This is a genomic window from Thermomonas sp. XSG, assembly GCF_014678725.1.
In the GTDB taxonomy this organism is placed as follows: Bacteria; Pseudomonadota; Gammaproteobacteria; order Xanthomonadales; family Xanthomonadaceae; genus Thermomonas.
In genome coordinates this window covers 1,015,227-1,041,093 of the sequence record NZ_CP061497.1, presented here as the reverse complement: position 1 = coordinate 1,041,093, position 25,867 = coordinate 1,015,227, and the positions used below count along the sequence as shown (strand labels likewise).

Annotated in this window: 28 protein-coding genes; 13 read left to right on the top strand and 15 right to left on the bottom strand. The window is 69.6% G+C overall.

Annotated features, from left to right (window positions below):
• Positions 1 to 3 precede the first annotated feature (3 nt).
• The 4 genes from dnaG to rpsU form a co-directional block, all read right to left on the bottom strand.
• Positions 4 to 1,728 (bottom strand): DNA primase, encoded by a 1,725-nt coding sequence (gene dnaG, locus ICG51_RS04955; RefSeq protein WP_190281911.1) that lies wholly within the window; start codon positions 1,726 to 1,728, stop codon positions 4 to 6.
• Between the two features lie 21 nt (positions 1,729 to 1,749).
• Positions 1,750 to 2,253: a GNAT family N-acetyltransferase gene (locus ICG51_RS04950; protein WP_190281910.1), complete on the bottom strand. Its 504-nt coding sequence runs from the start codon at positions 2,251 to 2,253 to the stop codon at positions 1,750 to 1,752.
• A gap of 77 nt (positions 2,254 to 2,330) precedes the next feature.
• Positions 2,331 to 2,774, bottom strand: a complete 444-nt coding sequence (locus tag ICG51_RS04945; RefSeq protein WP_190281909.1) for a GatB/YqeY domain-containing protein — start codon at positions 2,772 to 2,774, stop codon at positions 2,331 to 2,333.
• Positions 2,775 to 2,874: 100 nt separating this feature from the next.
• Positions 2,875 to 3,090: a 30S ribosomal protein S21 gene (gene rpsU / locus ICG51_RS04940; protein WP_056134345.1), complete on the bottom strand. Its 216-nt coding sequence runs from the start codon at positions 3,088 to 3,090 to the stop codon at positions 2,875 to 2,877.
• 90 nt (positions 3,091 to 3,180) lie between these two features.
• Here rpsU and tsaD point away from each other — a divergent pair, with 90 nt between their 5' ends.
• The 6 genes from tsaD to ICG51_RS04910 all read left to right on the top strand — a co-directional run bounded on the left by tsaD (position 3,181) and on the right by ICG51_RS04910 (position 7,465).
• Complete coding sequence (gene tsaD, locus ICG51_RS04935; protein WP_190281908.1) at positions 3,181 to 4,197, top strand: tRNA (adenosine(37)-N6)-threonylcarbamoyltransferase complex transferase subunit TsaD; 1,017 nt, start codon at positions 3,181 to 3,183, stop codon at positions 4,195 to 4,197.
• 111 nt (positions 4,198 to 4,308) lie between these two features.
• The gene (gene folB, locus ICG51_RS04930) at positions 4,309 to 4,668 is read left to right on the top strand and encodes a dihydroneopterin aldolase (protein WP_028840256.1); all 360 of its coding nucleotides are present in this window, start codon (positions 4,309 to 4,311) and stop codon (positions 4,666 to 4,668) included.
• A complete protein-coding gene (locus tag ICG51_RS04925) occupies positions 4,665 to 5,369 on the top strand; it encodes an SDR family oxidoreductase (protein WP_190281907.1) in 705 nt (234 codons plus the stop codon). The genes folB and ICG51_RS04925 overlap by 4 nt, the downstream gene beginning before the upstream one ends.
• A complete protein-coding gene (locus ICG51_RS04920; RefSeq protein ID WP_190281906.1) occupies positions 5,366 to 5,857 on the top strand; it encodes a 6-carboxytetrahydropterin synthase in 492 nt (163 codons plus the stop codon). Before ICG51_RS04925 ends, ICG51_RS04920 begins: the two co-directional genes overlap by 4 nt.
• Positions 5,857 to 7,047, top strand: a complete 1,191-nt coding sequence (locus ICG51_RS04915) for an SAM-dependent methyltransferase (RefSeq protein ID WP_223809517.1) — start codon at positions 5,857 to 5,859, stop codon at positions 7,045 to 7,047. Before ICG51_RS04920 ends, ICG51_RS04915 begins: the two co-directional genes overlap by 1 nt.
• An 82-nt stretch (positions 7,048 to 7,129) precedes the next feature.
• Positions 7,130 to 7,465, top strand: a complete 336-nt coding sequence (locus ICG51_RS04910; RefSeq protein ID WP_223809563.1) for a VanZ family protein — start codon at positions 7,130 to 7,132, stop codon at positions 7,463 to 7,465.
• Between the two features lie 53 nt (positions 7,466 to 7,518).
• On the opposite strand, the gene ICG51_RS04905 is transcribed toward ICG51_RS04910, so the two are convergent.
• Both ICG51_RS04905 and ICG51_RS04900 read right to left on the bottom strand, forming a co-directional pair.
• Positions 7,519 to 8,748, bottom strand: a complete 1,230-nt coding sequence (locus tag ICG51_RS04905) for a multifunctional CCA addition/repair protein (protein ID WP_190282360.1) — start codon at positions 8,746 to 8,748, stop codon at positions 7,519 to 7,521.
• A 42-nt stretch (positions 8,749 to 8,790) separates the two neighbouring features.
• Positions 8,791 to 10,860 (bottom strand): lytic transglycosylase domain-containing protein, encoded by a 2,070-nt coding sequence (locus ICG51_RS04900; protein ID WP_190281905.1) that lies wholly within the window; start codon positions 10,858 to 10,860, stop codon positions 8,791 to 8,793.
• A gap of 49 nt (positions 10,861 to 10,909) precedes the next feature.
• Between ICG51_RS04900 and ICG51_RS04895 the strand changes: the two genes are divergently transcribed.
• Complete coding sequence (locus tag ICG51_RS04895; RefSeq protein WP_190281904.1) at positions 10,910 to 11,710, top strand: sulfite exporter TauE/SafE family protein; 801 nt, start codon at positions 10,910 to 10,912, stop codon at positions 11,708 to 11,710.
• 7 nt (positions 11,711 to 11,717) lie between these two features.
• On the opposite strand, the gene ICG51_RS04890 is transcribed toward ICG51_RS04895, so the two are convergent.
• The 4 genes from ICG51_RS04890 to ICG51_RS04875 all read right to left on the bottom strand — a co-directional run bounded on the left by ICG51_RS04890 (position 11,718) and on the right by ICG51_RS04875 (position 14,898).
• Positions 11,718 to 12,476 (bottom strand): endonuclease/exonuclease/phosphatase family protein, encoded by a 759-nt coding sequence (locus ICG51_RS04890; RefSeq protein WP_190281903.1) that lies wholly within the window; start codon positions 12,474 to 12,476, stop codon positions 11,718 to 11,720.
• A 10-nt stretch (positions 12,477 to 12,486) separates the two neighbouring features.
• The gene (locus ICG51_RS04885) at positions 12,487 to 13,335 is read right to left on the bottom strand and encodes a thiol:disulfide interchange protein DsbA/DsbL (RefSeq protein WP_190281902.1); all 849 of its coding nucleotides are present in this window, start codon (positions 13,333 to 13,335) and stop codon (positions 12,487 to 12,489) included.
• 18 nt (positions 13,336 to 13,353) lie between these two features.
• Positions 13,354 to 14,052, bottom strand: a complete 699-nt coding sequence (locus ICG51_RS04880) for a thioredoxin domain-containing protein (RefSeq protein ID WP_190281901.1) — start codon at positions 14,050 to 14,052, stop codon at positions 13,354 to 13,356.
• Between the two features lie 78 nt (positions 14,053 to 14,130).
• Positions 14,131 to 14,898: a c-type cytochrome gene (locus ICG51_RS04875; RefSeq protein WP_190281900.1), complete on the bottom strand. Its 768-nt coding sequence runs from the start codon at positions 14,896 to 14,898 to the stop codon at positions 14,131 to 14,133.
• Between the two features lie 118 nt (positions 14,899 to 15,016).
• Between ICG51_RS04875 and yihA the strand changes: the two genes are divergently transcribed.
• Positions 15,017 to 15,628 (top strand): ribosome biogenesis GTP-binding protein YihA/YsxC, encoded by a 612-nt coding sequence (gene yihA, locus ICG51_RS04870; protein WP_190281899.1) that lies wholly within the window; start codon positions 15,017 to 15,019, stop codon positions 15,626 to 15,628.
• A 101-nt stretch (positions 15,629 to 15,729) separates the two neighbouring features.
• Complete coding sequence (locus ICG51_RS04865) at positions 15,730 to 17,094, top strand: glutamate--cysteine ligase (protein WP_190281898.1); 1,365 nt, start codon at positions 15,730 to 15,732, stop codon at positions 17,092 to 17,094.
• Between the two features lie 3 nt (positions 17,095 to 17,097).
• Here ICG51_RS04865 and ICG51_RS04860 read toward each other — a convergent pair whose 3' ends face one another.
• Entirely contained in the window at positions 17,098 to 18,057 is a 960-nt protein-coding gene (locus ICG51_RS04860) for a hypothetical protein (protein WP_190281897.1), read from the bottom strand.
• 109 nt (positions 18,058 to 18,166) lie between these two features.
• Here ICG51_RS04860 and ppc point away from each other — a divergent pair, with 109 nt between their 5' ends.
• The 4 genes from ppc (at position 18,167) to fghA (ending at position 23,216) form a co-directional block, all read left to right on the top strand.
• Positions 18,167 to 20,881 carry a phosphoenolpyruvate carboxylase gene (ppc, locus tag ICG51_RS04855; RefSeq protein WP_190281896.1) on the top strand — a complete coding sequence of 905 codons (2,715 nt, stop codon included), beginning with the start codon at positions 18,167 to 18,169 and terminating at the stop codon, positions 20,879 to 20,881.
• A 77-nt stretch (positions 20,882 to 20,958) separates the two neighbouring features.
• Complete coding sequence (frmR, locus tag ICG51_RS04850; RefSeq protein WP_190281895.1) at positions 20,959 to 21,243, top strand: formaldehyde-responsive transcriptional repressor FrmR; 285 nt, start codon at positions 20,959 to 20,961, stop codon at positions 21,241 to 21,243.
• 18 nt (positions 21,244 to 21,261) lie between these two features.
• Positions 21,262 to 22,371 (top strand): S-(hydroxymethyl)glutathione dehydrogenase/class III alcohol dehydrogenase, encoded by a 1,110-nt coding sequence (locus ICG51_RS04845; protein WP_190281894.1) that lies wholly within the window; start codon positions 21,262 to 21,264, stop codon positions 22,369 to 22,371.
• Positions 22,372 to 22,385: 14 nt separating this feature from the next.
• On the top strand, positions 22,386 to 23,216 hold the full coding sequence (gene fghA, locus ICG51_RS04840) for an S-formylglutathione hydrolase (RefSeq protein ID WP_190281893.1): 831 nt from the start codon (positions 22,386 to 22,388) through the stop codon (positions 23,214 to 23,216).
• A gap of 31 nt (positions 23,217 to 23,247) precedes the next feature.
• Here fghA and ICG51_RS04835 read toward each other — a convergent pair whose 3' ends face one another.
• The 4 genes from ICG51_RS04835 to ICG51_RS04820 all read right to left on the bottom strand — a co-directional run bounded on the left by ICG51_RS04835 (position 23,248) and on the right by ICG51_RS04820 (position 25,829).
• A complete protein-coding gene (locus ICG51_RS04835; protein ID WP_190281892.1) occupies positions 23,248 to 23,919 on the bottom strand; it encodes an adenine nucleotide alpha hydrolase in 672 nt (223 codons plus the stop codon).
• A gap of 13 nt (positions 23,920 to 23,932) precedes the next feature.
• Positions 23,933 to 24,277, bottom strand: a complete 345-nt coding sequence (locus ICG51_RS04830; protein WP_190281891.1) for a hypothetical protein — start codon at positions 24,275 to 24,277, stop codon at positions 23,933 to 23,935.
• Between the two features lie 62 nt (positions 24,278 to 24,339).
• Positions 24,340 to 25,281, bottom strand: a complete 942-nt coding sequence (locus ICG51_RS04825) for a DegV family protein (protein ID WP_190281890.1) — start codon at positions 25,279 to 25,281, stop codon at positions 24,340 to 24,342.
• 137 nt (positions 25,282 to 25,418) lie between these two features.
• A complete protein-coding gene (locus tag ICG51_RS04820) occupies positions 25,419 to 25,829 on the bottom strand; it encodes a DUF1761 domain-containing protein (protein ID WP_190281889.1) in 411 nt (136 codons plus the stop codon).
• Positions 25,830 to 25,867: the final 38 nt, after the last annotated feature.

The window sequence follows — 25,867 nt, the reverse complement described above, 5'->3', positions numbered from 1 at the left end:
ATTTCAGCGCTGCAGCATCGCCTGCAGCAGGGCGCGCAACTCCTGCTTCTCCGCATCGCCCAGGGCGCCGTCGCGTTGCTGCTGCTGCAGTTCCTCGATGCGCTGCTGCTGCACCTGCTTTTCCAGCTGGCCGATCGCGTCGGTGAACTCCATGCGCAGCTCGGGCTCCTCGCCCGGCAGCTCCAGCACGGCGAGCTTCTGCAGCGCCGCCAGTTCGTCGCGGCCTTCGAAGTGCTCCAGCAGCGCACCGGTGGTGATGTCCGGACGTTCGCGCACCAGCAGCACCAGCTCGGACAGCAGCTCGATGCCGGGTTGGCGCAGCGTGGCGAAACGGTAGGGCGGCTGCAGCTCCAGCGCGAAGGCGGGGCGGTGCAGCAGGTGGGTGATGGCCGCGCGCACCAGGCTGGGCTTCTGCGCAGGGCCGCCGCGGTTCGCACGCTGCACGGGCGCTTGGGCCTGCTGCGCGCTGGCGCGTGCGCCGACGCCGGTGAGTTCGGTCAGGCGCTGCCGCATCAGGTCGCCGAAGGCGCCGTCGGGGATCTGCGCGAGCAACGGCTTGCAGCGCTCGGCCAGGCGCGCCTTGCCGTCGAGGCTTCCCAGGTTCACGTCCGCCGACAGCTGGGCGAAGAAGAATTCCGACAGCGGGGTGGCATCACGCAGGCGCGCGTCGAAGCCGGCCACGCCCTCGCGGCGCACCAGCGAATCCGGGTCCTCGCCATCCGGCAGGAACAGGAACAGAGCCTGCCGGCCATCCTTCATGCGCGGCAGCACCGACTCCAGCGCTTTCCATGCGGCGCTGCGGCCGGCGCGGTCGCCGTCGAAGCAGAAATACACGTCCGGTGCGTTGCGGAACAGCAGCTCGGCGTGGTCCGGCGTGGTCGCGGTGCCCAGCGTGGCCACTGCCTGCGACACGCCGTACTGGGCCAGCGCCACCACGTCCATGTAGCCCTCGACCACGATCAGCCGTTCCAGCTTCTGGTTGGCCTGCTTGGCCTGCCACAGCCCGTACAGCTCGCGACCCTTGTGGAACAGCGCGGTTTCGGGCGAGTTGAGGTACTTCGGCGAATCCTCGGGGTCGATGACCCGGCCGCCGAAGGCGATCGTGCGCCCGCGCCGGTCGTGGATCGGGAACATCAGCCGGTCGCGGAACTTGTCGTAGACGTGGCCCTTGTCGTTCTTCGAGAACAGCCCGCCGCGCTCCAGCAGCTGCATGCGCTGCGGGTCGGTGCCCAGCGCGTCGCGCAGTCCGGAGAAGCCGTCCGGCGCATAGCCGATGGCATAGCGCTCGACGATCTCCGCGGCGATGCCGCGTTTGTCCACGTAGGCACGCGCCTTGTCGCTGCGCGCCAGCTGGGTGCGGAAGAAGGTGGAGGCCGCTTCCATCGCGCCGTACAGGTCGCGTGTCTCGGGATTGGCGTTGCGCTGTGCGGTGTCGCGCGGCACTTCCAGGCCGACGCGCCGGGCCAGTTCCTCGACCGCGTCGAGGAATTCCAGCCGGTCGTACTGCATCAGGAAACTGATCGCGGTGCCGTGCGCGCCGCAACCGAAGCAGTGGTAGAACTGCTTGGTCGGCGAGACGGTGAAGCTGGCGCTGCGCTCGTCGTGGAACGGGCAGCGCGTCGCGTATTCCTTGCCCTGCCGCTTCAGCGGCACCCGCGCGCCGACCACTTCGACGATGTCGGAGCGGGCGAGGAGATCGTCGATGAAGGCGTCGGGAATGCGGGCCATCGGATCAGGCGGTGGTCCGGCTCACAGCTCGTCGCGGGCGGCCAGCGCGTGCAGCGCGGCGCCCTCCAGCCGCTGCACGGTCCATTCGTCCATGCCTGTGGCACCGATGCTGCGGTAGAAGCCGATGGCAGGAGCGTTCCAGTCCAGCACGCTCCATTCGAAGCGGCCGCAATCGCGCTGCACGGCGATGCGCGCCAGCGCGGCCATCAGGTGCTTGCCGAGGCCGGCGCCGCGTGCGGCCGGGCGCACGAACAGGTCCTCGAGGTACAGGCCGCGTTTGCCGAGGAAGGTGCTGAAGTTGTGGAAGAACAGGGCGAAGCCGGCTGGCTCGCCATCCAACTCCCCGATCAGCACCTCGGCGGCGGGCCTCTCCCCGAACAGCTGCGCGCGCAGGTCGGCATCGGTGGCGACCGCGGCATGCGCCAGCCGTTCGTAGTCGGCCAGCTCGGCGATCAGCTGGCGGATCAGCGGCACGTCGTCCGGCGTGGCCGGGCGGATCGAGAGCACGGGCGTGGTGGCTGGCATGGTGGTCCTCGGGATGGCGCCGGGATGGACATCATCCCCGATCCGCCGGCACGCCGCCGGCGGAGGCGCGGGGCGTCTCAGCCGAGCTTCTGCTTGACCAGCTTCGACACCAGGCCCATGTCGGCCTGGCCGGCCAGCGCAGGCTTCAACACTCCCATCAGCTTGCCCATGTCGGCGGCGGAGGCCGCACCGGTGGCGGCAATCGCCTTATCGATCTCGGCCAGGATCGAGGCCTCGTCGAGCTTGGCCGGCAGGTAGGCATCGATCACGCCCAACTCGTAGCGCTCCACCGCGGCGAGGTCCTCGCGGGCGGCGGCTTCGTACTGGGTAATGGAGTCCTTGCGCTGCTTGACCATCTTTTCCAGTACGGCCAGCACCAGCGCGTCGGTCATCTCCACGCGCTCGTCGACTTCCTTCTGCTTGATGGCGGCATTGATCAGGCGGATCACGGCCAGACGATCCTTCTCGCCGGACTTCATCGCGGCTTTCATGTCGTCGGTAAGCTGCTGCTTGAGGCTCATGGCTTGCTCCATCGGGCGTGCTTCACAGGAAGCTGGATTGCAGAAACGCGAAAAGCCGGCCACGCTCGCGCGTGCCGGCTTCCGCAGCCAACCACCGCGCTCAGTACAGGCGCTGGCGCTTGGTGACGTCGCGCGAGCTGCGACGGGCCTGACGCTTGACGGCGGCAGCGGCCTTGCGCTTGCGCTCCTGGGTCGGCTTCTCGTAGAACTCGCGCTTGCGGGTCTCGGCCAGCACGCCGGCCTTCTCGCAGGTGCGCTTGAAGCGGCGCAGGGCAAACTCGAACGGTTCGTTTTCGCGGACTTTGACGCTGGGCATCGGGGAATCTCGTGACTGGAGAATTCGCCCGGACAAGTGGGCGAGCCGCGCATGATAGCAGCAGCCCAGGTTTCGGCGCAAGATAGGGGGATGAACGTCCTTGGCATCGAATCCTCCTGCGACGAAACCGGCGTCGCGGTCTACGACACCGGCGCAGGCGGCCTGCGCGCCCATGCGGTCTACAGCCAGATCGCCCTGCACGCCGAATACGGCGGGGTGGTGCCGGAGCTGGCCAGCCGCGACCACGTGCGCAAGCTGCTGCCGCTGATCCGCCAGACCCTGGCCGAAGCCGGCCTGTCCACCGCCGACATCGATGGCGTGGCCTATACCGCCGGGCCCGGCCTGGTGGGCGCGCTGCTGGTCGGCGCGGGCGTGGCCCGCTCGCTGGCATGGGCGCTGGACGTGCCGGCGATCGGCGTGCACCACATGGAAGGCCACCTGCTCGCGCCGCTGATCGAGGAAGACGCACCGCAGCCGCCGTTCGTGGCCTTGCTGGTGTCCGGCGGGCATACCCAGCTGGTGGCGGTGGATGCGATCGGCAGCTACCGGCTGCTGGGCGAAACCCTGGACGACGCCGCCGGCGAGGCCTTCGACAAGACCGCCAAGATGATGGGCCTGCCGTATCCGGGCGGGCCGCAGCTGGCCAGACTGGCCGAGCAGGGCGTGCCGGGGAAATTCAGATTCTCTCGGCCGATGACCGACCGGCCGGGGCTGGATTTCAGCTTCAGCGGCCTGAAGACGCAGGTGCTGCTGGCGTGGCGCGACAGCGACCAGTCCGAGCAGACCCGCGCCGACATCGCCCGAGGCTTCGAGGATGCGGTGGTGGACACGCTGGCGATCAAGTGTGGCCGCGCACTGGATGCGGCTGGCACAGACACCCTGATCGTGGCCGGCGGCGTGGGCGCCAACCGGCGGCTGCGCGCCAAGCTGGTGGAGATGTGCGGGAAGCGCGGCGGCCGGGCCTGCTTCCCGCGCCCGGCGCTGTGCACCGACAACGGCGCGATGATCGCGTTTGCCGGCGCGCTGCGGCTGGCCGCCGGCCAGCACGACGATGCCGCGATCCGCGCGGTGCCGCGCTGGGACATGGCGACGCTCGCGGCGGTGTGAACGGGCGGGCGCCGCGCGGCGGCGCCGGCACGCACGGACGGGTTGTTAAGCTGTGCATCCAATCCCCATTCCGCCGCGGTATCCGGTTCCCCGGGAACGCGAACACGCCCCATGACCGACACCGTTTTCATCGAAGGCCTGCGCCTGGACGCCCTGATCGGCGTGCACGACCGTGAGCGCCACGCCACCCAGCCGGTGCTGCTGGACATCCGCATGCGCTTCGACAACCGCATTGCCGCCAGCAGCGACACGCTGGCCGATGCGCTGGACTACGAGGCGGTGAGCCTGCGGCTGGCCGACTACGTTGCGCAGACCGACTTCATGCTGGTGGAAACGCTGGCCGAATGCTGCGCCGACCTGATACTGACCGAATTCGGCGCCAAGGCGGTGCGGCTGAAGTTGTCCAAGCCGGACGCGCTGGCGAACGCCGCGGCGGTGGGCGTGGAGATCGAGCGCGGGAGTTTTGCATGAGCGTGGTGCTGGTGACCGGCGCCTCGCGCGGGATCGGCCGCGCCATCGTCGAACGCTTCGCCCGCGAAGACGCCACCGTGATCGCCTGCGCGCGCGGACAGGCGGCGCTGGACGCGCTGCGCGCCGCACTGCCGCAGGTCGAATGCCATGCCTGCGACATGCGTGACGGCGACGCCGTGGATGCATTGGCGCGCGACGTCCTCGCGCAGCACGGCGCTGTCGACCTGCTGGTGAACAATGCCGGCGCGTTCCGGCCCGGCGGGATCGCCGGCGAGGACGACGGCGCCCTGCTGGACATGCTGCAGGCCAACCTGTTCGGCGCCTACCGCCTGACCAGGCGCCTGCTGCCGAAGATGGTCGAACGGCGCAGCGGCATGGTGCTGAACGTGTGCAGCACCGCGTCCATCGCCGCCTACCCGAACGGCGGTTCCTACAGCATCGCCAAGCACGCGCTGTACGGCTTCTCGCGCAACCTGCGCGAGGAAATGAAGCCGCACGGCGTGCGCGTGGTGGCGCTGCTGCCGGGCGCGACCCTGACCGCCTCGTGGGACGGCGTGCCGCTGCCGCCGGAACGGCTGATGCCGGCCGCGGACGTGGCGGAGATGGCGTGGACGGCGTGGTCGCTGTCGGCGCGCACGGTGGTCGAGGACATCCTGATGCGCCCGCAGCTCGGCGACATCGAAGAGGCGGATTTCCCATGAGCCCGTCCGTCGTCATCCGCCTGGCCAAGCAGAACATGAAGTTCTCGGCGGCGCATTTCACCATCTTCAACGCGACCGAACGCGAACGCCTGCACGGCCACAACTTCACCGTGGAGGTCGACATCCATGCACGCATGCTGGGCAACGGCATGTGCTTCGACTACGGCATCTACAAGGATCGCGTCGTCGCGCTGTGCCGCGAACTGAACGAGTGGACGATTCTGCCGACGCGGTCGAAATTCCTGCGCATCGAGGAAGCCGGCGAGCACGTGCATGCGCATTTCAACGGCCAGCGCATCCCGTTCCTGCGCGGCGACGTGCTGCTGCTGCCGATCGAGAACGCCACGCTGGAGGAGTTCGCGTACTGGTTCCTGCAGCGGCTGTGCGAGGACCGCGACGCGCTGCGTGCACACGCCATCGCGGCGATCGAGGTGCGGGTGTTTTCCGGACCGGGACAGAGCGCCGGCCGGCGCATGGAGCTCGACTGATGGCCGCGTCCACGCTGCCGATGCCATCCGCCGATGCGCAGGCGCACAGCGCGCACCTGCGCGAGGTGATCCAGGAACAGATCATCGCTGCCGGCGGTCGCATCCCGTTCTGGAAATTCATGGAGCTGGCGCTGTATGCGCCGGGACTGGGCTACTACAGCGCCGGCGCGCACAAGTTCGGCCCGGGCGGCGACTTCACCACCGCGCCGGAGCGCTCGCCGCTGTTCGCGGCCTGCGTGGCTGACGCGCTGGCGCCGGCGCTGCGGCAGGCCGGCAAGGGTGCGGTGTTCATGGAGGTGGGCGGCGGCAGCGGTGCGTTCGCCGAGGCCTGCCTGGAAAAGCTGCAGGCCGATGGCGTGCCGCCGGCGCGCTACGCGATCCTGGAGCCCAGCGCCGACCTGCGCCAGCGCCAGCGTGAGCGGCTGCAGGCGCGGCTGCCGGCGGAGCTGTTCGCACGGGTGGAATGGCTGGACGGGCCGATCTCGGAACCGTGGGACGGCGTGCTGTTCGCCAACGAGGTGATCGATGCGCTGCCGACGCCGCGCTTCGCCATTCGCGCTGGCGAGGTGCTGGAGGAGTGCGTGTCGCTGGATGGCGAAGGCCGCTTCGTGCGTGCCGAGCAACCCGCCGACCCGATGCTGGCGGCCGCCGTGCGCCGCGTCGAATCGCAGTTGCCGGCGCCGTTCGCCGATGGTTACCGCAGCGAGGTGCTGGCGCAGCTGCCGTACTGGCTGCAGGCGGTGGCCGGCGGCCTGCGCAACGGCGCGCTGCTGTTCATCGACTATGGCTATTCGCGCGGCGAGTACTACCAGCCAGGTCGCGACGATGGCACCCTGCGCGCGTTCCGCCAGCACCACGTCACCAATGACGTGTTCGCCTGGCCCGGCTTACAGGACATCACCGCCTCGGTGGATTTCACCGCGCTGGCCGAAGCCGGCGTGGGTGCGGGCTTCGAGTTCTCCGGTTACTGCTCGCAGGCCAGCTTCCTGCTCGGCAACCGGTTGCAGGAAAACCTTGCCGCTGCCGAAGCGCAGACCGCCGATGAAGTGGCGCGCCACAACCTGCGCCAGCAGGCCAAGATCCTGACCCTGCCCAGCGAGATGGGCGAGCGCTTCCAGGCGATCGGCTTCCAGCGCGGCGTCGAACTCGACGCGGCCTTCCTGGTCGGCGACCTGAGCCATCGCCTGTGAGCTGCTGCCGGTGAGCCGCGTGCCACGTATCGGCCGTTCGCTCAAGCCGTTCAGGCGGCCTTGGCTGTGGGCCGGACTGTGGATGCTGGCGATCGCCATCGTGGTGATCGGTTCGCTGCTGCCTGGCAAGGACCTGCCGCCGCTGCCGGTCAGCGACAAGCTGGAACATTTCGCCGCCTACGCGGCGCTGGCGGCGGGCGCGGTGCAGCTGTTCGCGCGGCGGCTGTCGTGGGGCTTCATCTGCCTGCTGCTGGTATTGATGGGGATCGGTCTGGAGTACCTGCAGGCGTCGATGAAGCTGGGCCGGATGCTCGACCGCAACGATGCGCTGGCCAATACGCTTGGCGTCCTGATCGGGCTGGCCACCGCATTCACCCCGCTGCGCGATTTTCTGCTGCGCTTCGATCGGCGCCACTGACGCCTGCCGGTCCAGCAAGATCGCGCGCTGCGCCTGTTCCGCCGGGGGCTCTCTCAGTCCGAGGGCTGGCGGGCGGCGGCAATCGCCGCGATCCGCGCCTTGCGCAGCGCCTCACCGAACGCCGGGCCGATGACGCCCTGCGCGGCGATATCCGCACCGCGCACCGCCATGGCCGCTGCGTGCAGGCGACGCAGCGTGTCGGCCTGCGGATAGTTGGCTTCGCCCCTGCCGGCACGGCCGCGCGCGTCGGCTTCGCAGACGGTGGCGAGCTGGTCGATGCGGGCCGGCTTGCGGAAGCCGTCGCAGCGGGCGATCAGTTCGTGCACTGTCGCGGCTCTCAGCTCGGCGATGCGATGGACATTGAGGTGTTCGCGGCAGCAGGCCACCGCCAGCTCGCGGTGTTCGTTCGGCACTTTCAGGCGCTGGCTCATGGCGATTGCGGGGGCGACCCCACGCTGCTCGTGCATCAGGTGCTTCGGAAGCACGTCCGCGGGGGTGAGCGCCTTGCCGAGGTCGTGGCACAGCGCGGCGTAGCCGACCAGGTCGTCCCCCGGCGCGAGGCGGGCGGCCATGTCGCAGACCAGCTCGCAGTGCAGGCCTGTATCGATTTCCGGGTGGTACTCCGCGCGCTGCGGCACGCCGTACAGCGCATCGACTTCCGGCAGCACCGCGCGCAGGGCGTCGGCCTCGCGCAGGGTGCGCAGGAAGGCGCCGGGGGCGGCGGCGCGCAGCGCCTTTGCCAGCTCCTGCCAGACACGCTCCGGCACCAGTTCGGCCAGCTCGCCGCTGGCGACCATCTGCCGCATCAGCGCCAGCGTTTCCGGGGCGACGGTGAAACCCAGCGGCGCGAAGCGCGCCATGAAGCGCGCAGCGCGCAGCACCCGCAGGGGATCCTCGACGAAGGCGTCGCCGACATGGCGCAGCACGCGCGCTTCGATGTCGCGCGCGCCGCCGAACGGATCGACCAGCGTGCCGTCGCCGGCGCGGGCGATGGCGTTGATGGTGAAGTCCCGGCGACGCAGGTCGTCCTCCAGCGTCACCGACGGGTCGGCATGCACCACGAAGCCGGTGTAGCCGCGCCCGGACTTGCGCTCGGTGCGTGCCAGCGCGTGTTCCTCGCCGGTTTCGGGATGCAGAAAGACCGGGAAGTCGCGGCCCACCTGCCGGTAGCCGGCATCCAGCATCTGCTGCACGCTGGCGCCGACCACCACGAAGTCGCGGTCGCCTGCAGGCAGGCCAAGCAGCGCGTCGCGCACGGCGCCGCCGACGAGGTAGGTCTTCACGTTGTCCGCAAGCGCATGCATGTGCGGATGATGCCCCAGCGGCTACCTGCGTCGCTTGCCGGGCTTCGCTGGCGCAGGCGCCAGCGGCGCGACCGCCGCGGGCTCGACCGGGCAGGCGAACGCCTTGCGCGGGCCGTTGGTGAGCCCCTGCATGCGATCGCCCAGGCGCAGCGCGCTGCCGTCCATGCGCCAGTCGTAGATCGTGCTGAAGCTGAGGACGCGCGCCACGTATTCGCGGGTTTCCTTGTAGCTGATGGTCTCGATCCAGAAGTCCGGGTCCATCGTCGGGCGCTGCGAAACCCAGCGGTTGAGCGGGGTGGGTCCGGCGTTGTAACCGGCGATCACCTGGTAGGGCTTGCCGCCGTAGCGGTCCATCAGCTGGCGCAGGTAGGCGGTGCCGATGGCGATGTTGGCGTCGGGATCGAACAGCGTGTCGGCGCCGTTCCAGGGCTGGCCGATCTTCGCGGCGATCGCCGCGCCGGTGGCCGGGACGACCTGCATCAGGCCGCGCGCGTCTGCGCTGGAGCGGGCGCTGGGGTCGAACACGCTTTCGGCGCGGATCTCAGCCGCCACCCACGCCGGGTCGAGGCCGTTGCGCGCGGCTTCGCGGCGGATCGTTGCGTCGTGGTGCAGCGGGAAGCGCAGCCGGTACAGGTGCTGCTCTTCCGGAAAGCGCTTGCCATCGACGTTGACCAGCCCGAACACGCCGCGGTCGAACCAGCCGTTGTCCTGCGCCACCTCTACCGCCAGCCGCCGCTGTTCGTCGCTGAAGCGCGCCAGCGCGGCGTTCCACTCGCGCGCGGCCCAGCCCCTGCGGTCGAGCTGGAACAGCTGCACTGCGCGGACGATGTTCGGATCGCGGGCCACCGCTTGCTTCAGCGCCGGCGTCGGCGCGGGCAGCCACGGGCATAGCGCGTACGGCTGGTCGAGGCGGTCGGCGGCGAGGAAGCCGTGGAAGTCGGGCTTGCGCGCGGCCTGCGCGTACAGCGACTTGGCAGCGGCCACGTCGCCGGTCAGTTCGCTGGTGCGGGCGGCGAAATACAACCAGCGTGAATCGTTACGCTGCGCGTCCGGCATGCGCTTGATCGCGGCCAGCGCGGCAGCCCAATCGCTACGCGAGAGCGCCTCGCGCACCCGCCACTCGTGCAGGCTGTCGTCATAGGCCGACGCCGGGACGTTGGCGAGGCGGCGCGCGGAATCCGGCAGGTAGGACGCCACCGACCACAGCGCGACCTGGTAGAGCACGCGGGCGTTGTCGTCCTCCCCGAACGCCAGGGCCTTCGCTACGCCCGGCAACAGCATTTCGGCGCGAGCCGGGTCGGTCTTCGCCAGCTTGGCCAGCGCGGTCGATGCCACCAGCCGGCTGCGAGCGGTTTTCGGCCACGCGTCCACGGCGGCCTCCGGCGCATCCAGATAGGCCGCGTACTGCAGCGCCAGAGCCGCATCGGCCGACGGCAGGCCGGCGGCAATCGCGCGCATCACGCCGCCCTGTGCGTCGGCGGCGGCACGGTCGAAGCGTTCCCAGCGCAGCGCATCCGTCAGGCCGCCTTGCGCGGCCAGCAGCGCGAACGGCGGGTCGCATTGCGCCGGCAGCGAACGGCCGCTGCTGCGCCATAGCGCCTGCGCGTCGGCAGTCCATTGCGTATCCGCGCGATTGACCGCCATCAACGCCTGCAGGCGCAGGCAGCGCAGCGCGGCGCCGTCGATGCCGGCATCCCACTGGTCCAGGAAAGCCTGCCATTCGTTGCGGCGGGCCAGCGCGCTGAGCCAGTCGTTGCGGAAGGCCGCGGCCACCGGCTCGCCCCGATGCGCCGCCAGGAAGGCATTGCCGCGCGCCAGCGGCAGCGTATCCATGCGCCCGCGCAGGGCGACGTACTCCAGCCAGCCGGCCAGCGGCTGGCTGGAAAAACCCGCCAGTGCCAGATCATCCAACCCGCTGCTGCCGGCGGCGGTGTCGAAGGCGGCGCGCAGTGCCGGATCGGGCGGCGCGATCCGCACCGGGGCCGGTTGCAGCAGCGGCGCCGGGCGCGGCGTGGGCGACTGCGCGTGGACGGTGGTGATGCCGGCAACCAGCGACGACAACAGCAGCAGCGAGGGCGCGATCTTGTGCATCGCCCGACTATAGCCGAGCATCGATGAACGTCTTTTTCGATGGTGCGCGATGTCGTTCCTGCTTCTCTATCTGGCGCTGGGCGCGTGTGCCGGCGTGCTGGCCGGGCTGCTGGGCATCGGCGGCGGGCTGGTGCTGGTGGGTGCACTGGCATGGCTGCTGCCCACCCAAGGCGTGCCGGTGGACGCGGCGATGCACGCGGCGCTGGCCAGTTCGCTGGCCAGCATCGTGCTGACCGCGGCCTCATCGGCGCGCGCGCATCACCGCCGCGGCAGCGTGCTGTGGCCGACGGTGGGCTGGATGGTGCCCGGCGTGCTGCTGGGCGGCTGGCTGGGCAGCCGCTTCGCGATCACATTGGATGGCAACGTGCTGCGCTGGTGCGTGGCGGCGTACTGCTGGATCGTGGCGGCGCAGATGCTGCTGGTGCAGCCGAAATCCGGCGGCGATGCCGCGCTGGTGCCCCGTGGCCCCGGCTACACGCTGGCAGGTGGCGGGATCGGCATCGTGTCGGCCATCGTCGGCATCGGCGGTGGCAGCCTGACCGTGCCGCTGCTGGTGTGGCGCGGGGTGGTGCCGGTGCAGGCGGTGGGCACTTCGTCTGCCTGCGGCATCTTCATCGGCCTGGGTAGCGCGCTGGGTTACGCATTGCAGGCGCCGGCAGGCGCGCTTCCGCTGGCGGGCGCGGTGGGCTATGTCTATCTGCCGGCGGCGATCGGCGTGGCGCTGGCGTCTGTGCTGGCGGCGCCTTACGGCACCCGGCTCGCGCATGCGCTCAGCGGGCCCGCGCTGAAGCGGGTGTTCGCGGTCTTCCTGCTGGTGGTCGGCAGCGCGTTCGCGTACAGCGCAACCTAGGCTCGTTTCAGCGCAGCGCCGTTTCCGGTACGTCCAGTTCCACCGACAGCGCCAGGTGGTCGGACTGCGCGGCGGGCAGCGCCTGCATGGTGGCCAGTGCCAGCGCCGGCGTCACCAGCATGTGGTCGATGGCGCGCTGGGGGCGCCATGAGGGGAAGGTGGGCACGCAGCGGTCGGGCGGCTGCAGCCGGGTCTTGCGATACAGCTGCTGCATCTCCGGCTGCTCCGGATCGCAGTTGAAGTCGCCCATCAGCACTGCGTGCGGCAGGCCGGCGAGGATGTCGGCGATGAAGTCGATCTGCGAGCGCCGCGACTGGCTACCCAGCGAGAGATGGGCCACCGCCACGGTCAGCGCGTCGCGGCCGTCGCCGAAGGTGGCGGTGAGCACGCCGCGGCCCTTGACCCTGCCCGGCAATGGGTGGTCCTCGACCAGCCGCGGCTCCAGCTTGCTGAGCAGGCCATTGGCGCTGGAAGCCACGCCGGCCACGCTGCGGTTGGGCTGGTGGCTCCAGTAGGCGAAGCCGGCGCGTTCGGCCAGGTAATGGGTCTGGTTGGTGAACCCGGAGCGCAGGCTGCCGGGATCGGCCTCCTGCAGGCCGACGATGTCATGGCGGCCGGCCAGTTCGGCGATGGTGTCCAGTGCGCCGCGCTTGTTGCCGGCCGGCAGCACGTGCGACCAGCTGCGCGCGACGTAGTCGCCGTAGCCGCGCGTGCTGGAGCCGGCCTGGATATTGGCGCTCAGCAGGCGCAGCCGGCGTTTGTCCATGGGGCGGGAATCAGCCCTGCGGCGCGTCCGTCGCCACAGGGCTGGGCGCCGCCGCGGGTGCCGAGGCGGCGAGCTTGGAGCGCTCGGCGACGATCAGCTGGTTGATGATGCGGAACATGTCGTCCACGCTCTTGCCCTTGACCCGGTACTTGCCGGCGACCACGAAGGCCGGGGTGCCCATCTGGTCGCCATTGGCGAAGGCTTCGGTCATGTACTGGCGGGCGCGGTTCATCTTGGTGGCCACCGCGAAGCTCTGCATGCTGTTGAGGAACTGCCCGGGGTTGGCGCCATAGTTGGCGTAGAACGCGGCGATGTCCTCCGGCTTGTCCATGCCGCGCTCGCCCTTCAGGGTCTGGTCGATATGGATGGCCCGGAACATCGCGTCGTGGGTCTTGTCCACCAGCCCCATCGCTTCGGCGGCGTAGTAGGCCTTGGCGTAGTTGTCCCACATCGCGCCGAACGCGGCCGGCACGTAGACGAAATGCACGTCCGGCGGCAGCTTGGACTTCATCGCCGAGACCTGCGGCTGCACGGCGGCGCAGAACGGGCAGACGTAGCCGAAGAACTCGACCACCTCGATGCGGCCAGGCGCGGTGTCGAACGGCTGGCCGTTGGGAATGGTCACGTAGTCGGTGCCTTCCACCGGCGGCGGTGCCTTGGCGGCAGCCTCGGCCGCGGCCTGCACCGCCGCTGCGGCCTGTGCGGCGCGCTGCGGATCCTCGGCGCTGGCGGCCTTGGTGGCGGCCTGCGTAGCCGCCGGGGCGGCGTCGCCGGCCGCGACCGGCGCGGGCGCGTCGTTCTTGCAGGCGGCCAGCGGCAGCAGGACGAGCAGGAGCAGGGCGTGGCGCAATGCGGTCATGGCGGTTCCGTCAGTCGGTCAGGATCGGGGGGCGGCGGGTTTGGCCGCCGGTGCGGCCCGCGGGGGGGCCGGCTTTTTCTTCGGTGCCAGCGCGTCGACGACCGCACGCGCATTGGCCAGCAGGCTTTCGTAACTGTTGCCGAGGACCAGGTAACGGCCGGCGATCACCAGCGATGGCGTTCCCTCGAGCTGGCTGCGCACGCCGAAATCGTAGGCCTGCTTCAGCTTGGGCAGCAGCGCGGCGTCGTCCGCCATCGCCGCTTTCAGTGCCGCGGCATTGCTGCCCTGGACCCCGCCGGCGAAGGCGAGGATCTGGCCGGCATCGGCATTGCGCGGCAGTTCGCCGGTCTCGTGGACGGCGGCGAACAGGCGCGGGTGCAGGACCTGCAACGACTTGGCGGCCTGCGCGGCGAAGAACACCCGCGACCACGGGTCGTCACGGCTGAACACGCCAGGCACCAGCACCAGCCGGGCATGCGCGGGCAGCTGCTTGGCCCAGGCTTCCAGCATCGGCGAGAAGTGCGCGCAGTGCGGGCAGGTGTAGGCGAAGACCTCGGCCACTTCCACCATGCCGGGCGGCAGCGCGCGGTAGGGCTGCCCGTTGTCGATGTAGCGGTACTGCAAGCCTTCGGCAAGGCCGGGCAGGGCGCGCTGCGCCTGTGCGGGCGCAAACGCGGTGGCGGCAAGCAGGACGAACGTCAACAGCAGTCCGCGCATCGAATCAGGCTCCGGTGTTCAAGCAGTGGGCCCGGACGAGCATGCACGGGCCAGGGCCAACGCATGGTGAAGCATCGCTCAGCGGGCGATGCTTTCCTTGGTGGTGCCGGGGGCGCGGGTATGCAGGCCCTGCACGTAGCTGGCCAGCGAACGGATTTCCTCGTCGCTCAGCGACTTGCTGACCGCGGCCATGAGGTTGAAATGCGCCGGCGCGGTGTAGGTGGTGGTGCCGGTGCGGTATTCCTCCAGCCGGCGCGTCACGTATGCCGAGTCCTGGCCGTGCAGGGTCGGATAGGCCGGACCGGGGTTGCCGGCACCCGACGGGCCGTGGCAGGCCATGCAGGCCGGCAGGCCGCGGGCCGGGTCGCCACTGCGGAAAAGGCGCTCGCCGACCTGGTAGAACTTCATGCCCTGATTGGGGCCTTCGGCAATCGTGGTGTCATCGGCCACGCCGGTGCCGGCCTTCTGGCTGGCGTACCAGGCGCCGACGTCGCGCATATCCTGCGCGCTGAGGATGCCGGCGAACGGGGCCATGATCGCGGCCATGCCGCTGGTGCGCTGGCCGCTCTTGAACAGGTGCAGCTGGTCGGCGATGTAGCGCTCCGGCATGCCGGCGATGCGCGGCGCGTTCTGCTGCATCGCGTTGCCGTCGAGACCGTGGCAGGCCGCGCAGGCGCCGGCCTTGGCCTGTCCGGCCTTGGCATCACCCCAGGTGGCGGGCTTCTCGGCCAGCGGCGCGGTCTGCACCGGGGCATTGTCGGGTGCGGCGACGGCTTCGCTCTGGGCCCAAGCAGCGGCGGCAAGAGCAAGACAGGCAACACCGGCAAGGGCATGGACAGGACGCATGCGAAACTCCACTGGCATAAGGACGCGGGCAGGTGCCGCGCAACCTGCAAATTATGGTCGGCGCGCCCGGAGCGGTCAAACTGGACCGACATCCGCGCGGACATGCCATGCTATGCCCATGGCTGCACCCAATCCGTTCGCGCGCGCCCAGTACCTGCTGGCCGCCCACAATTACCGGCAATTGCCGCCCGATGGCGGCTTCGAAGTGGCCTTCGCCGGCCGCTCCAACGCCGGCAAATCCTCCGCCCTCAACGCGCTCTGCCAGCAGAACGCGCTCGCGCGCGTATCCAAGACCCCCGGCCGCACCCAGCAGCTGGTGTTCTTCGGCCTGCCGCCGCACGAGAACAAATACCTGGTCGACCTGCCGGGCTATGGCTACGCCAAGGTGCCGCAGGACCTGCAGGCGCACTGGCAGGCCTTCCTCGAGGGCTATTTCGGCAGCCGCGACGCCCTGCGCGGGCTGGTGGTGGTGATGGACGTGCGCCACCCGCTGAAGGAATACGACCGGCAGATGCTGGGATACGCCATGCGCCGCGGGTTGCCTGCGCACGTGATCCTGACCAAGGCCGACAAGCTTGGCCGCGGCGCCGCCGGCAACACCCTGCAGGCGGTGCGGATGGAACTGGCGCGGTCGTTCGCCGACAGCGTCAGCGTGCAGCTGTTCTCCGGCGAATCGAAGCAGGGCGTTGACGAACTGCGCGCGGTGGTCGCCGGCTGGCTGGCGATATAGCCCAATTGCGCGCAATCACGGAACGCTGATGCCACAACGGCGTTGCTGCGGTGCCGCCGCGGGCCGGCTATCCTGCTTCGCCAAACCGATAGGCGATGCCGATGTCCGGACCCAGCACAGCCAGCGACACGCCGATCACCGGCCGCAACCAGCTGGCCGAGGTGCTGGCTTCGGGCGAGAAACCGCGCGACGCGTGGCGGATCGGCACCGAGCACGAGAAATTCGGCTTCCGGCTGGATGACCTGCGTCCGCCCACCTTCGATGGCGAGCGTGGCATCGAGGCGCTGCTGAAGGGGCTGGTCCGGTTCGGCTGGGCGCCTTACGAGGAAAACGGCCGGGTGATCGCGCTGACCCGCGATGGCGCGTCGGTGACGCTGGAGCCGGCCGGGCAGCTGGAGCTGTCGGGCGCGCCGCTGGAGTCCATCCACCAGACCTGCAGGGAGGTCGGCAGCCACCTGCGCGAAGTGCGTGAAGTGGCCGACGAGCTCAAGCTCGGCTTCCTCGGCATGGGGTTCCAGCCCAAGTGGCGGCGCGACGAAATGCCGTGGATGCCGAAAGGCCGCTACAAGATCATGCGCGACTACATGCCCAAAGTCGGCAGCCTGGGCTTGGACATGATGACCCGCACCTGCACGGTGCAGGTCAACCTGGACTATGCGTCCGAAGCGGACATGGTGAAGAAGTTCCGCGTCTCGCTGGCGCTGCAGCCGATAGCAACAGCGCTGTTCGCCGACTCGCCGTTCACCGAGGGCAAGCCCAACGGCTACCTCAGCTACCGCTCGCACATCTGGACCGACACCGACGCCGACCGCACCGGCATGCTCGACTTCGTGTTCGAGGATGGCTTCGGCTACGAGCGCTACGTCGATTACCTGCTCGACGTGCCGATGTACTTCAGTTATCGCGACGGCATCTACCACGATGCCAGCGGCAAATCGTTCCGCGACTTCATGCAGGGCCGCCTGGACGTGCTGCCCGGCGCGCTGCCGACCCTGCGCGACTGGAACGATCACATGACCACCGCCTTCCCGGAAGTGCGGTTGAAGAAGTTCCTGGAGATGCGTGGTGCCGACGGCGGCCCGTGGGGCCGGCTGTGCGCGCTGCCGGCCTTCTGGGTGGGCCTGCTGTACGACGACGCGGCGCTGGATGCCGCCTGGGACCTGGTCAAGGATTTCAGCATGGTCGAACGCCACGCCCTGCGCGATGGCGTGCCGAAGCATGCGCTGGGGCTGCCGTTCCGCGGCGGCACGCTGCGCGACCTGGCCCGCCGCGCGCTGGAGATTTCCGCCGCCGGCCTGCGCCGGCGCGCCGTGCAGGACCGCTGCGGCGCCGATGAGACCGGCTTCCTCGATCCGCTGGTGGAGATCGTGGAGTCCTGCAAGACCCCGGCCGAGCGCAAGCTGGCGCTGTTCCACGGCGAATGGCGCGGCAGTGTCGACCCGGTGTTCTGCGAGTTTTCCTACTGACCCTCAGCGCCTTCGCTTGCGGCTGATGCTGGCGCCTTCAGTGGAGCCCATCACCATCGGGATGCGGATCGTTGCCGGCTGCGTGCCGGGAAATGGCTCGAAGACGTATTGCCGCAGGCAGTCGACCATCGCATCGGCCACCTCCGGCCTGGGCACGAAGTTTTCCAACACGATCCTCCCCATCTGGCCCGAAGGCTGAACCTCCACGATCCAGGTGGCGGCAGCGGCACCGAGCCGGTCGATCTGCTGCACGTAACAGCGCTGCGGTCGCGATGCGACCCGGATCGGCCCGCCATCCTGCGCGGATGCCCGCCGGTGCAGGCCCTGCCGATATTCGTCGATCCGACGCGCGACCCGGTTGTCGTTCGCGTCCAGATAGGCCTGCAGGTCCTGGTCCACCAGTTTGCGCGGGAGGTAGACCGGGGCGTGTTGCCAGATCAGCGACACGCGGTTGAGCAGATTGCCGTTGTAAGCCGAACGTTGGTACTGCGCGTCGTCGGCGCTCATGCCGGGGTCGCGGAACCGGTCAACGTAGTGCAGGTAGACCTGGGTCCAGCGCATCGCTTCGCGCGCGTTGGCATGGCGCATCTCCATTTCCGCCAGATCGGCGAAAGCGGGCAGGTAGCCGGCCTCGGCCATCGGCTGGATGAGTGCGCGCGCCTTGTCCAGATCCTGCGGCAGCAAGTTGCCCGGCAGATATTCACCGTGGCGATAGAGCTGGCCCAGGGTGTATCCGAATTCAGGGCAGTCGGCCATCGTGGACAAGCGCCTGTACGCCGCCAGGGCCTCGTGCCGTCGCGGCTCAGGCGCGGCAGGGTCAAGCAGGTCGAGCAGCGTGCCCTCGGGCAGGGCGGCATAGGCGGCCTCGCAGCCGGCATCCGGCCGGGCAGCTTCCGGAGCGCCGGCAAGAGCGGACGCGGTGGGCAGCAGGCAAGCTGCCAGGAACCATTTCCATCGCTTCATCAAGGCCTCTCCCTGCGTGGGCGATCGTGCATGGATGACGGTATTGACCGGAACGGTAGCACCTGCAACCGTTGACGCGATGCAGCAAGAATCGCGCTAGCCTGCGGCCATGACGTCCGCCGACACGCCGCTGCGCGAGCAGCTCGAATTCGCCGACACCGATACCCCCCTGCGCGACGATGTGCGCCGCCTTGGCGCGATGGTCGGCGACATGCTGGCCGAGCAGGTGGCGCCGGTGTTCCTGGAACAGGTCGAGACGCTGCGGCGGATCGCGATTGCCCGGCGCGAGCAGGGCGAGCCCGTGGACGCGCTGGCGCAGCGGCTGGCGCAGGTGCCGTTGGCGCAGGCGGAGCCGTTGGTGCGCGCGTTCGCGGCCTATTTCAGCGCCACCAACGTGGCCGAGCGCGTGCATCGCATCCGCCGGCGCCGCGACTACCAGCGGTTGGGCGAGGCGCCGCAGCCGGGTGGACTGGAAGCGGTGCTGCGCGGCCTGCGCGACGAAGGCGTGACGCTGGCCGAACTGCAGGCGCAGCTGGCCGGGCTGTGCGTGGAGCCAGTGTTCACCGCGCATCCCACCGAGGCGGTGCGGCGCGCGCTGCTGCTGAAGGAAAAGACCGTGGTCGAACGGCTGATCGCCGATGTCGACCGCACCCGCACGCAGCCGGAGCGGCGCGCCGACGACGCCCGCATCCGCCAGTCGTTGACCACCGCCTGGCAGACCAACGAAGCGCCGCTGCAGCGTCCCAGCGTGGCCGACGAGGTCGAGCATGTCGGCTTCTACCTTGGCAGCGTCCTGTATCGCGTGCTGCCGGTGTTCTACGAGACATTTTCCGAGGCGGTGGAAGCCGCCTACGGCGAACGCATCGCGCTGCCGCCGCTGCTGCGCTTCGGCAGCTGGGTGGGCGGCGACATGGACGGCAATCCCAACGTCGGCGCGGCCAGCGTGCGCGACGCGCTGGCCGCGCAGCGCGCGCTGGCGCTGGACTGCTACCTGGCCGACCTGCGCGCGCTGGGCGACATCCTCACCCAGAGCCATGGCAATGCCGGCATCGACGCGGAAATCGAGGCGCGTGCCGCCGCACACCGGGCGCTGCTGCCGGAGGGCATGGTGCGCAACCGGCCACGGTTGGCCGACATGCCCTACCGGCAGTTGCTGTGGGCGATGCGCGCGCGCCTGCAGGCCACCGGCGAAGGCGCGACGGGTGGCTATGCCGATGCAGCGGCCTTCATCGACGACCTGGTGCTGATCGATGCAAGCCTGGCCCGGCACCGCGGCGACCATGCCGGCCGCTTCGCGTTGCGGCGCATCCTCTGGCGTGCGCGCACCTTCGGCTTCCACATGGCCGCGCTGGACCTGCGCCAGGATTCCGCCGTGCACGAGCAGGCGCTGGCCGCGCTGGAAGCGGATGCCGAGTGGGCCGCGCGCCCGCTGCCGGCGCGGATCGAGCGCTTGCATGCGCTGATCTCGGGCGCTGCACCGGCCGACGCGGGCGCAGCCGACGCCACGGCGACGCTGGAGGTGTTCCGCACCGTGCGCGAACTGCGCGCGGCGCTGGGCGAACATGCCTTCGGGCCGTACATCATCAGCATGGCGCGCAATGCCGCCGATGCGCTGGCCGTGCTGGCGCTGGCGCGCATCGCCGGCTGCGTCGTCGATGCCGAAGTGCCGCTGGACGTGGCGCCGCTGTTCGAGACGGTGGACGACCTGGCGGCGGCGCCGGCGACGATGCGGGCGCTGTTCGCCGACCCGCTGTACCGCCGCCACCTGGCCGCGCGCGGCGGGCGGCAGGTGGTGATGCTGGGCTACAGCGACAGCGCCAAGGATGGCGGGCTGCTGGCATCACGCTGGGCGCTGCAGCGCGCGCAGGTCGAGCTGCTGGAAGTGGCGCGCTCGGCCGGCCTGCAGCTGGTGTTCTTCCATGGCCGCGGCGGTTCTGTCAGCCGCGGCGGCGGCAAGACCGAACGGGCGATCATGGCGGCGCCGCGCGGCAGCGTGGCCGGGCGCATGCGCGTCACCGAGCAGGGCGAAGTGATCCACCGCAAGTACGGTATCCGCGCGCTGGCGTTGCGAAACCTCGAGCAGATGACCGGCGCGGTGCTGCGCGCATCGCTGCGGCCGCGCCCACCCGAGCCGCGCGAGGACCGCTGGCGCGCGCTTGCCACCGAGCTTGCACAGGTCTCGCGCGCGCACTACCGCGCGCTTGTGCACGAGCATCCGGACTTCCCGGCCTACTTCCGTGCGGCCACGCCGGTGGACGTGATCGAGCGCCTGCACATCAGTTCGCGGCCCTCGCGCCGCCGCGATGGCGGCATCGCCAACCTGCGCGCGATCCCGTGGGTGTTTTCGTGGGCGCAGAGCCGTTCCGGCCTGACCGGTTGGTACGGCATCGGAACCGCCCTGCGCCACGGCATTGATGTGCACGGACTGGACGCGATGGCGGCCATGGCCCGCGACTGGCCGTTCTTCGCCGCGATGATCGACGACGTGGAAATGGCGATGGCGAAGTCCGACATCGACATCTTCGAACGCTATTCCGCGCTGGCCGGCGGGCTGCATCCGGTGTTCTTCCCGCCCATCGCAGGGGAGTTCGATCGCACCCGCGAGGCGATCCTCGCGATCAAGCAGCGCGACGCGCTGCTGGCCGACGATTACCGGCTGCGCCTGTCGATCCGGCTGCGCAATCCCTACGTCGATCCGATCAGCCTGCTGCAGGTGGACCTGCTGCGGCGATGGCGCGAAGGCGGGCGCGAGGACGAAGCCCTGCTGCGCACGCTGGTGTCCACCGTCAACGGCATCGCCGCGGGCATCCAGAACACCGGTTAGGGGGCGTTGCGGGCATCGCGGGGTGTGTGCCGGGCCGGCTTCGCCTATACTCCCCTGCAGTATCGATGGGTGCCGCCGTGCCGCATTCCCCGGAAGACAAGAAGCGCGCCACCACCCGCCTGCGCCGCATCCGCGGCCAGGTGGATGCGCTGGAGCGCGCGGTGGAGGCCGGCGCCGACTGCGCGCCGATCCTGCAGCAGCTGGCCGCGCTGCGCGGTGCGGTGAACGGGCTGATGGCAGAGATCCTGGACAGCCATCTGCGCGGGGAATTCATTCAGCTCGCCAGCGACCCGAAAATCCGCAAGCAGCACCAGCAGAGCATCGACCAGGTGATCGCGCTGGTGCGTTCCTATCTCAAGTAGACCCACCGGAGCCATGCCATGAAATCCCGCGCCGCCGTTGCCTTCGCCGCTGGCCAGCCGCTGCAGATCGTCGAGATCGACGTTGCCCCGCCCAGGGCCGGCGAGGTGCTGGTGAAGATCACCCACACCGGCGTCTGCCACACCGATGCGTTCACCCTGTCCGGCGATGACCCGGAAGGCCTGTTCCCCTGCGTGCTGGGCCACGAGGGCGCGGGCGTGGTGGTCGAAGTGGGCGAGGGCGTGACCAGCGTGCAGCCGGGCGACCACGTGATCCCGCTGTACACCGCCGAATGCGGCGAATGCCTGTTCTGCAAGAGCGGCAAGACCAATCTGTGCACCTCGGTGCGCGCCACCCAGGGCAAGGGCGTGATGCCGGATGGCACCACCCGCTTCTCCTACAACGGCCAGCCGCTGTACCACTACATGGGCTGCAGCACCTTCAGCGAGTACACCGTGGTGGCCGAAGTCTCGCTGGCGAAGATCAACCCCGAGGCCAACCACGAGCAGGCCTGCCTGCTGGGCTGCGGCGTCACCACCGGCCTTGGCGCGGTGAAGAACACGGCGAAGGTGGCCGAAGGCGATTCGGTCGCGGTGTTCGGCTTGGGCGGCATCGGGCTGGCGGTGATCCAGGGGGCAAGGCGGGCGAAGGCGGGGCGGATCATCGCCATCGACACCAATCCCTCGAAGTTCGACATGGCCCGCGATATGGGTGCCACCGACTGCGTGAACCCGAAGGATTTCGATAAACCCATCCAGCAGGTGATCGTGGAGATGACCGGCTGGGGCGTGGACCACAGCTTCGAGTGCATCGGCAACGTCAACGTGATGCGCGCGGCGCTGGAATGCGCGCACCGCGGCTGGGGCCAGAGCGTGATCATCGGGGTGGCCGGTGCGGGGCAGGAGATCTCCACCCGCCCGTTCCAGCTGGTGACCGGCCGCAAGTGGATGGGCACCGCCTTTGGTGGCGTGAAGGGCCGCAGCCAGCTGCCGGGCATGGTGGAGGAGGCGATGGCCGGCGAGATCCAGCTTGCGCCGTTCGTGACCCACACCATGGGGCTGGAGGGGATCAACGAAGCCTTCGAGCTGATGCACGAAGGCAAGTCGATCCGCTCGGTGGTGCGCTTCTAAAGGGGGATGGCCTGATGGAACGCATCGAACACCGCGCCTGCTTCGGCGGCTGGCAGGACGTGTACCGGCACCGCTCGGCGGTGCTGGGCTGCGACATGACATTCGCGATCTACCTGCCGCCGCAGGCGCAGGACGGACCGGTGCCGGTGCTGTACTGGCTGTCGGGCCTGACCTGCAGCGAACAGAACTTCATCACCAAGGCCGGCGCGCAGCGCTACGCGGCGGAGCACGGCATCGCGATCGTCTGCCCCGATACCAGCCCGCGCGGCGACGGCGTGGCCGATGCCGAGGGCTACGACCTCGGCAAGGGCGCCGGCTTCTACGTCAACGCCACGCAGGCGCCGTGGGCAGCGCATTACCGCATGTTCGACTACGTGGCGGACGAGCTGCCGGCATTGGTGGAAGCGCATTTTCCGGTGACGGACGCGCGTGCGATCAGCGGGCATTCGATGGGCGGCCATGGTGCGCTGGTGGTGGCACTGCGCAATCCCGGGCGCTATCGCAGCGTGTCGGCGTTCTCGCCGATCGTTGCGCCCTCGCAAGTGCCGTGGGGGCAGAAGGCGTTCGCCGCCTATCTTGGCGAGGACCATGCGGCATGGGCGCAGTACGACGCCAGCCAGCTGATCCGGACGGCAGCGGAAAAGCTGCCGGTGCTGGTCGACCAGGGCCAGGCCGACGAGTTCCTCGATGCCCAGCTGCAGCCGTGGCGGCTGAAGGACGCCGCCGATGCGGCCGGGTACCCGGTGTATCTGCGCATGCAGCCGGGGTATGACCACAGCTATTACTTCATCGCCAGCTTCATCGGTGAGCACATCGCCCATCACGCCACGGCGTTGAAGGCATAGCATCGTCCGCGACGCTGCGGGGCGCCTCCAGTCAGGCCAGCCTGAAGTCGGTATAGGCGAAGCGTCCGTCGCGCAGCACGGTGTCGCCAGCCTGCAGCGCCAGCGGCGCGGCGAACATCGGCCCGGCGGACACGCAGGTGTGGAATTCACCGTGTTCGCCGCAGCGGTCGACACCCGGCGGCAGTTCGGCCAGCAGCGCGGCATCGAAGGCGCGGCCGGCGAATGCGGCATCGAGCTGGGTGGTATCCACGCAGCACAGGTGCGCGCGCAGGCCGCCTTCGATCATCTCCCGCGCCAGCCGTGCGGTGTCGCTGTCGAACAGCGGGAACAGCGGCGTCCAGCCCAGCCGCGTGCACAGCGCTTCCCGCCAGCTGCGGATGTCGGCGAGCAGCAGGTCGCCATAGGCGATATGGGCGAGTCCCGGCCATTGCCCCTGCGCCCGTGCCAGTGCGTCGGTGAAGCTGGTGACGTAGGTCGCGTTGTCGGCGGCCTGCGGGATCCATGCTTCGATCAGTGGTAGTCCGGCGGCGCGGGCCTGCGCGTGCAGGACGTCGCGGCGGATGCCCTGCATCGACACACGATCGAAGCCTTCGGTGAGGGTGGTGAGCAAGCCGACCACCTCGACTTCGCCGTGCCTGCGCAGGGCGTGCAGGGCCCATGCGGCGTCCTTGCCGCCGCTCCATGACAGCAGCGCCGGGATCATGCGGTGGGAAAACTCAGACCGCGGTGACGTCGCGCAGCTGCCAGTGACTGCCGGCCAGCAGCGCCATTCGCTGGCGCAGCAGCGCCGAGGACAGGCGGGTATCCACGATCAGGTCGATGTGCAGGTCGTCCTGCTGGCCAGTGACGCGGGCGGCCGGGTCGGTGGCGGCCAGCGCCGGATCGACATCGTCAGGCTCTTCCTGCCTGGCCTGCCAGCGCAAGAACAGGGCGTCATCGCGCAGTGCCTGCTGCAACTCCTCGGCGAATCCTTCCGCGCCGCGCGAACGGAAGCTCAGTTCAGGGTCGTTGCCTCGTGCCTCGTCGGGATTGGGCAGGCGGATGTAGTAGCGAGTGGTCATGGTCGATCCCGGAAAGATGAGTCCAGAGGCTAGTGGCCTGGCCGTGGAGGCGCCGTCACTGCTCAGCCGAAGCGGTGCGGCGGCGCCGCGAACGCCACTACCAGCGCGCCGCGGCCGACGTTGACGAGGCCTGACAGGCCCATGAAGCTCTCGAACACCTCGACGCCGCGGTCCTTGCACACGTCGCGCAGGTGCTGGTAGCCCGGCAGCGCGCGCATCTCCTCCAGCGCACCGCCGTAGCAGAGGTTCACGGTGGGGGTCAGCAGACCGGAGGCCACGCGTTCGGCGGTGAAATCGAACAGCTTGCGGCTGGCCGCGGCAAAACCCTTCACCTTCGCCACCGGGCCGGTTTCGCCCTGGTTGCAGTGCAGGATCGGCTTGATGTCCAGTGCCGTGCCCAGCGTCGCGCTGAGGAAGCTGACGCTCTTGTCGCCACGCTTCTTGATGCGGTTGCGCAGGTAGTTCAGGTCCGGGGCCACCATGTAGGCGTGGGTCTTGCTGGCGATGAACTCCAGGTGCGCGCGGATCCGCGGCGGCGACTCGCCGGCGGCGCGCATGCGCACCGCCTCGATCACCGGCACGCCGACCCCGGCGAACACGTTCTGGCTGTCGATGACCCGCAGCGAGAACGGGGTGTTGTTGCCGGAGGCGGCCCGCACCGCCTTGTATTCGTTGAGGATGGTGAAGCTGGCCTGCTGCGCGTTGTCGTGGATGCCGCTGCGGGTACGGGTGGTGGTGATGCAGAACACGTAGTCGTAGTCGTGCACCAGCTTGCCCAGGAACAGGTCGTGCACCTGCTGCACGGTGAATGGCGTGGTCTCCGCCTCGAACGCCCGCGCGGCGGTTTCGCCGCTGAGGAAGTTCATCGTCGCTTCCTCGTTGCGCACGTCGGCCAGCACCGCCTGTCCGATCTGCACGGTTACCGGCAGGATGGTGATGTTCTCGCGCTCGATGAAGTCGGTTGGCAGGTCGCAGGCCGAATCCGCGATGATTCCGATGCGCATGTTGTCCTCCAGCCCCCCGTTCAGTTGTCGAAGACCGTACCGCAAGTCGGACGCGCTTGCATGTGGCGGGGCGGCAACGACGCGCGCCGAGAGCGGCGCCGTTCATCCGCCTGCGGGCGCCGGCGCGCTGGATGGATTCAGTGCCAGGCGCCGAGGATCAGCCCGTACGGGGTGAACTGCAGCGTGTGGTAGCCGCCGTCGATCAGCCACAGCCGCAAGCTGCGGCCGGCAAATGCGTAGTTGATGGCGAAGCCCATCGCGACATAGGCCAGCCCGGCCACGAACCCTGCGTGCAGGGCGACCGGCAGCGGCGGCTCCGGCCGCAGCAGGACGGCGAACGCCGCCGCTGCGACCAGTGCCGCGACAAAGGCGGTCCCGAACACTCTCGCCGGATGCCCGCTGGGCGGTGCATCCGGGTCGATGCCGTTTTCCCGGCACCAGGCGCGCCGGAACAGCGGGCCGTACCAGAGGCCGCCCAGCAGGAAGGCGGACAGCGCCGCAGCCAGGACGGCCAGCCAGTTGATGCCTTCGAACATCGCCATGGTCATCTCTCCCTCGTGGCATCCGCGCCCGGTGGCCCCGGGCG

Coding starts and splice junctions, on each gene's coding strand:
- dnaG (WP_190281911.1), bottom strand. CDS start 1,728: ATGGCCCGCATTCCCGACGCCTTCATCGACGATCTCCTCGCCCGCTCC.
- ICG51_RS04950 (WP_190281910.1), bottom strand. CDS start 2,253: ATGCCAGCCACCACGCCCGTGCTCTCGATCCGCCCGGCCACGCCGGAC.
- ICG51_RS04945 (WP_190281909.1), bottom strand. CDS start 2,774: ATGAGCCTCAAGCAGCAGCTTACCGACGACATGAAAGCCGCGATGAAG.
- rpsU (WP_056134345.1), bottom strand. CDS start 3,090: ATGCCCAGCGTCAAAGTCCGCGAAAACGAACCGTTCGAGTTTGCCCTG.
- tsaD (WP_190281908.1), top strand. CDS start 3,181: ATGAACGTCCTTGGCATCGAATCCTCCTGCGACGAAACCGGCGTCGCG.
- folB (WP_028840256.1), top strand. CDS start 4,309: ATGACCGACACCGTTTTCATCGAAGGCCTGCGCCTGGACGCCCTGATC.
- ICG51_RS04925 (WP_190281907.1), top strand. CDS start 4,665: ATGAGCGTGGTGCTGGTGACCGGCGCCTCGCGCGGGATCGGCCGCGCC.
- ICG51_RS04920 (WP_190281906.1), top strand. CDS start 5,366: ATGAGCCCGTCCGTCGTCATCCGCCTGGCCAAGCAGAACATGAAGTTC.
- ICG51_RS04915 (WP_223809517.1), top strand. CDS start 5,857: ATGGCCGCGTCCACGCTGCCGATGCCATCCGCCGATGCGCAGGCGCAC.
- ICG51_RS04910 (WP_223809563.1), top strand. CDS start 7,130: ATGCTGGCGATCGCCATCGTGGTGATCGGTTCGCTGCTGCCTGGCAAG.
- ICG51_RS04900 (WP_190281905.1), bottom strand. CDS start 10,860: ATGCACAAGATCGCGCCCTCGCTGCTGCTGTTGTCGTCGCTGGTTGCC.
- ICG51_RS04895 (WP_190281904.1), top strand. CDS start 10,910: ATGTCGTTCCTGCTTCTCTATCTGGCGCTGGGCGCGTGTGCCGGCGTG.
- ICG51_RS04890 (WP_190281903.1), bottom strand. CDS start 12,476: ATGGACAAACGCCGGCTGCGCCTGCTGAGCGCCAATATCCAGGCCGGC.
- ICG51_RS04885 (WP_190281902.1), bottom strand. CDS start 13,335: ATGACCGCATTGCGCCACGCCCTGCTCCTGCTCGTCCTGCTGCCGCTG.
- ICG51_RS04880 (WP_190281901.1), bottom strand. CDS start 14,052: ATGCGCGGACTGCTGTTGACGTTCGTCCTGCTTGCCGCCACCGCGTTT.
- ICG51_RS04875 (WP_190281900.1), bottom strand. CDS start 14,898: ATGCGTCCTGTCCATGCCCTTGCCGGTGTTGCCTGTCTTGCTCTTGCC.
- yihA (WP_190281899.1), top strand. CDS start 15,017: ATGGCTGCACCCAATCCGTTCGCGCGCGCCCAGTACCTGCTGGCCGCC.
- ICG51_RS04865 (WP_190281898.1), top strand. CDS start 15,730: ATGTCCGGACCCAGCACAGCCAGCGACACGCCGATCACCGGCCGCAAC.
- ICG51_RS04860 (WP_190281897.1), bottom strand. CDS start 18,057: ATGAAGCGATGGAAATGGTTCCTGGCAGCTTGCCTGCTGCCCACCGCG.
- ppc (WP_190281896.1), top strand. CDS start 18,167: ATGACGTCCGCCGACACGCCGCTGCGCGAGCAGCTCGAATTCGCCGAC.
- ICG51_RS04845 (WP_190281894.1), top strand. CDS start 21,262: ATGAAATCCCGCGCCGCCGTTGCCTTCGCCGCTGGCCAGCCGCTGCAG.
- fghA (WP_190281893.1), top strand. CDS start 22,386: ATGGAACGCATCGAACACCGCGCCTGCTTCGGCGGCTGGCAGGACGTG.
- ICG51_RS04835 (WP_190281892.1), bottom strand. CDS start 23,919: ATGATCCCGGCGCTGCTGTCATGGAGCGGCGGCAAGGACGCCGCATGG.
- ICG51_RS04830 (WP_190281891.1), bottom strand. CDS start 24,277: ATGACCACTCGCTACTACATCCGCCTGCCCAATCCCGACGAGGCACGA.
- ICG51_RS04825 (WP_190281890.1), bottom strand. CDS start 25,281: ATGCGCATCGGAATCATCGCGGATTCGGCCTGCGACCTGCCAACCGAC.
- ICG51_RS04820 (WP_190281889.1), bottom strand. CDS start 25,829: ATGACCATGGCGATGTTCGAAGGCATCAACTGGCTGGCCGTCCTGGCT.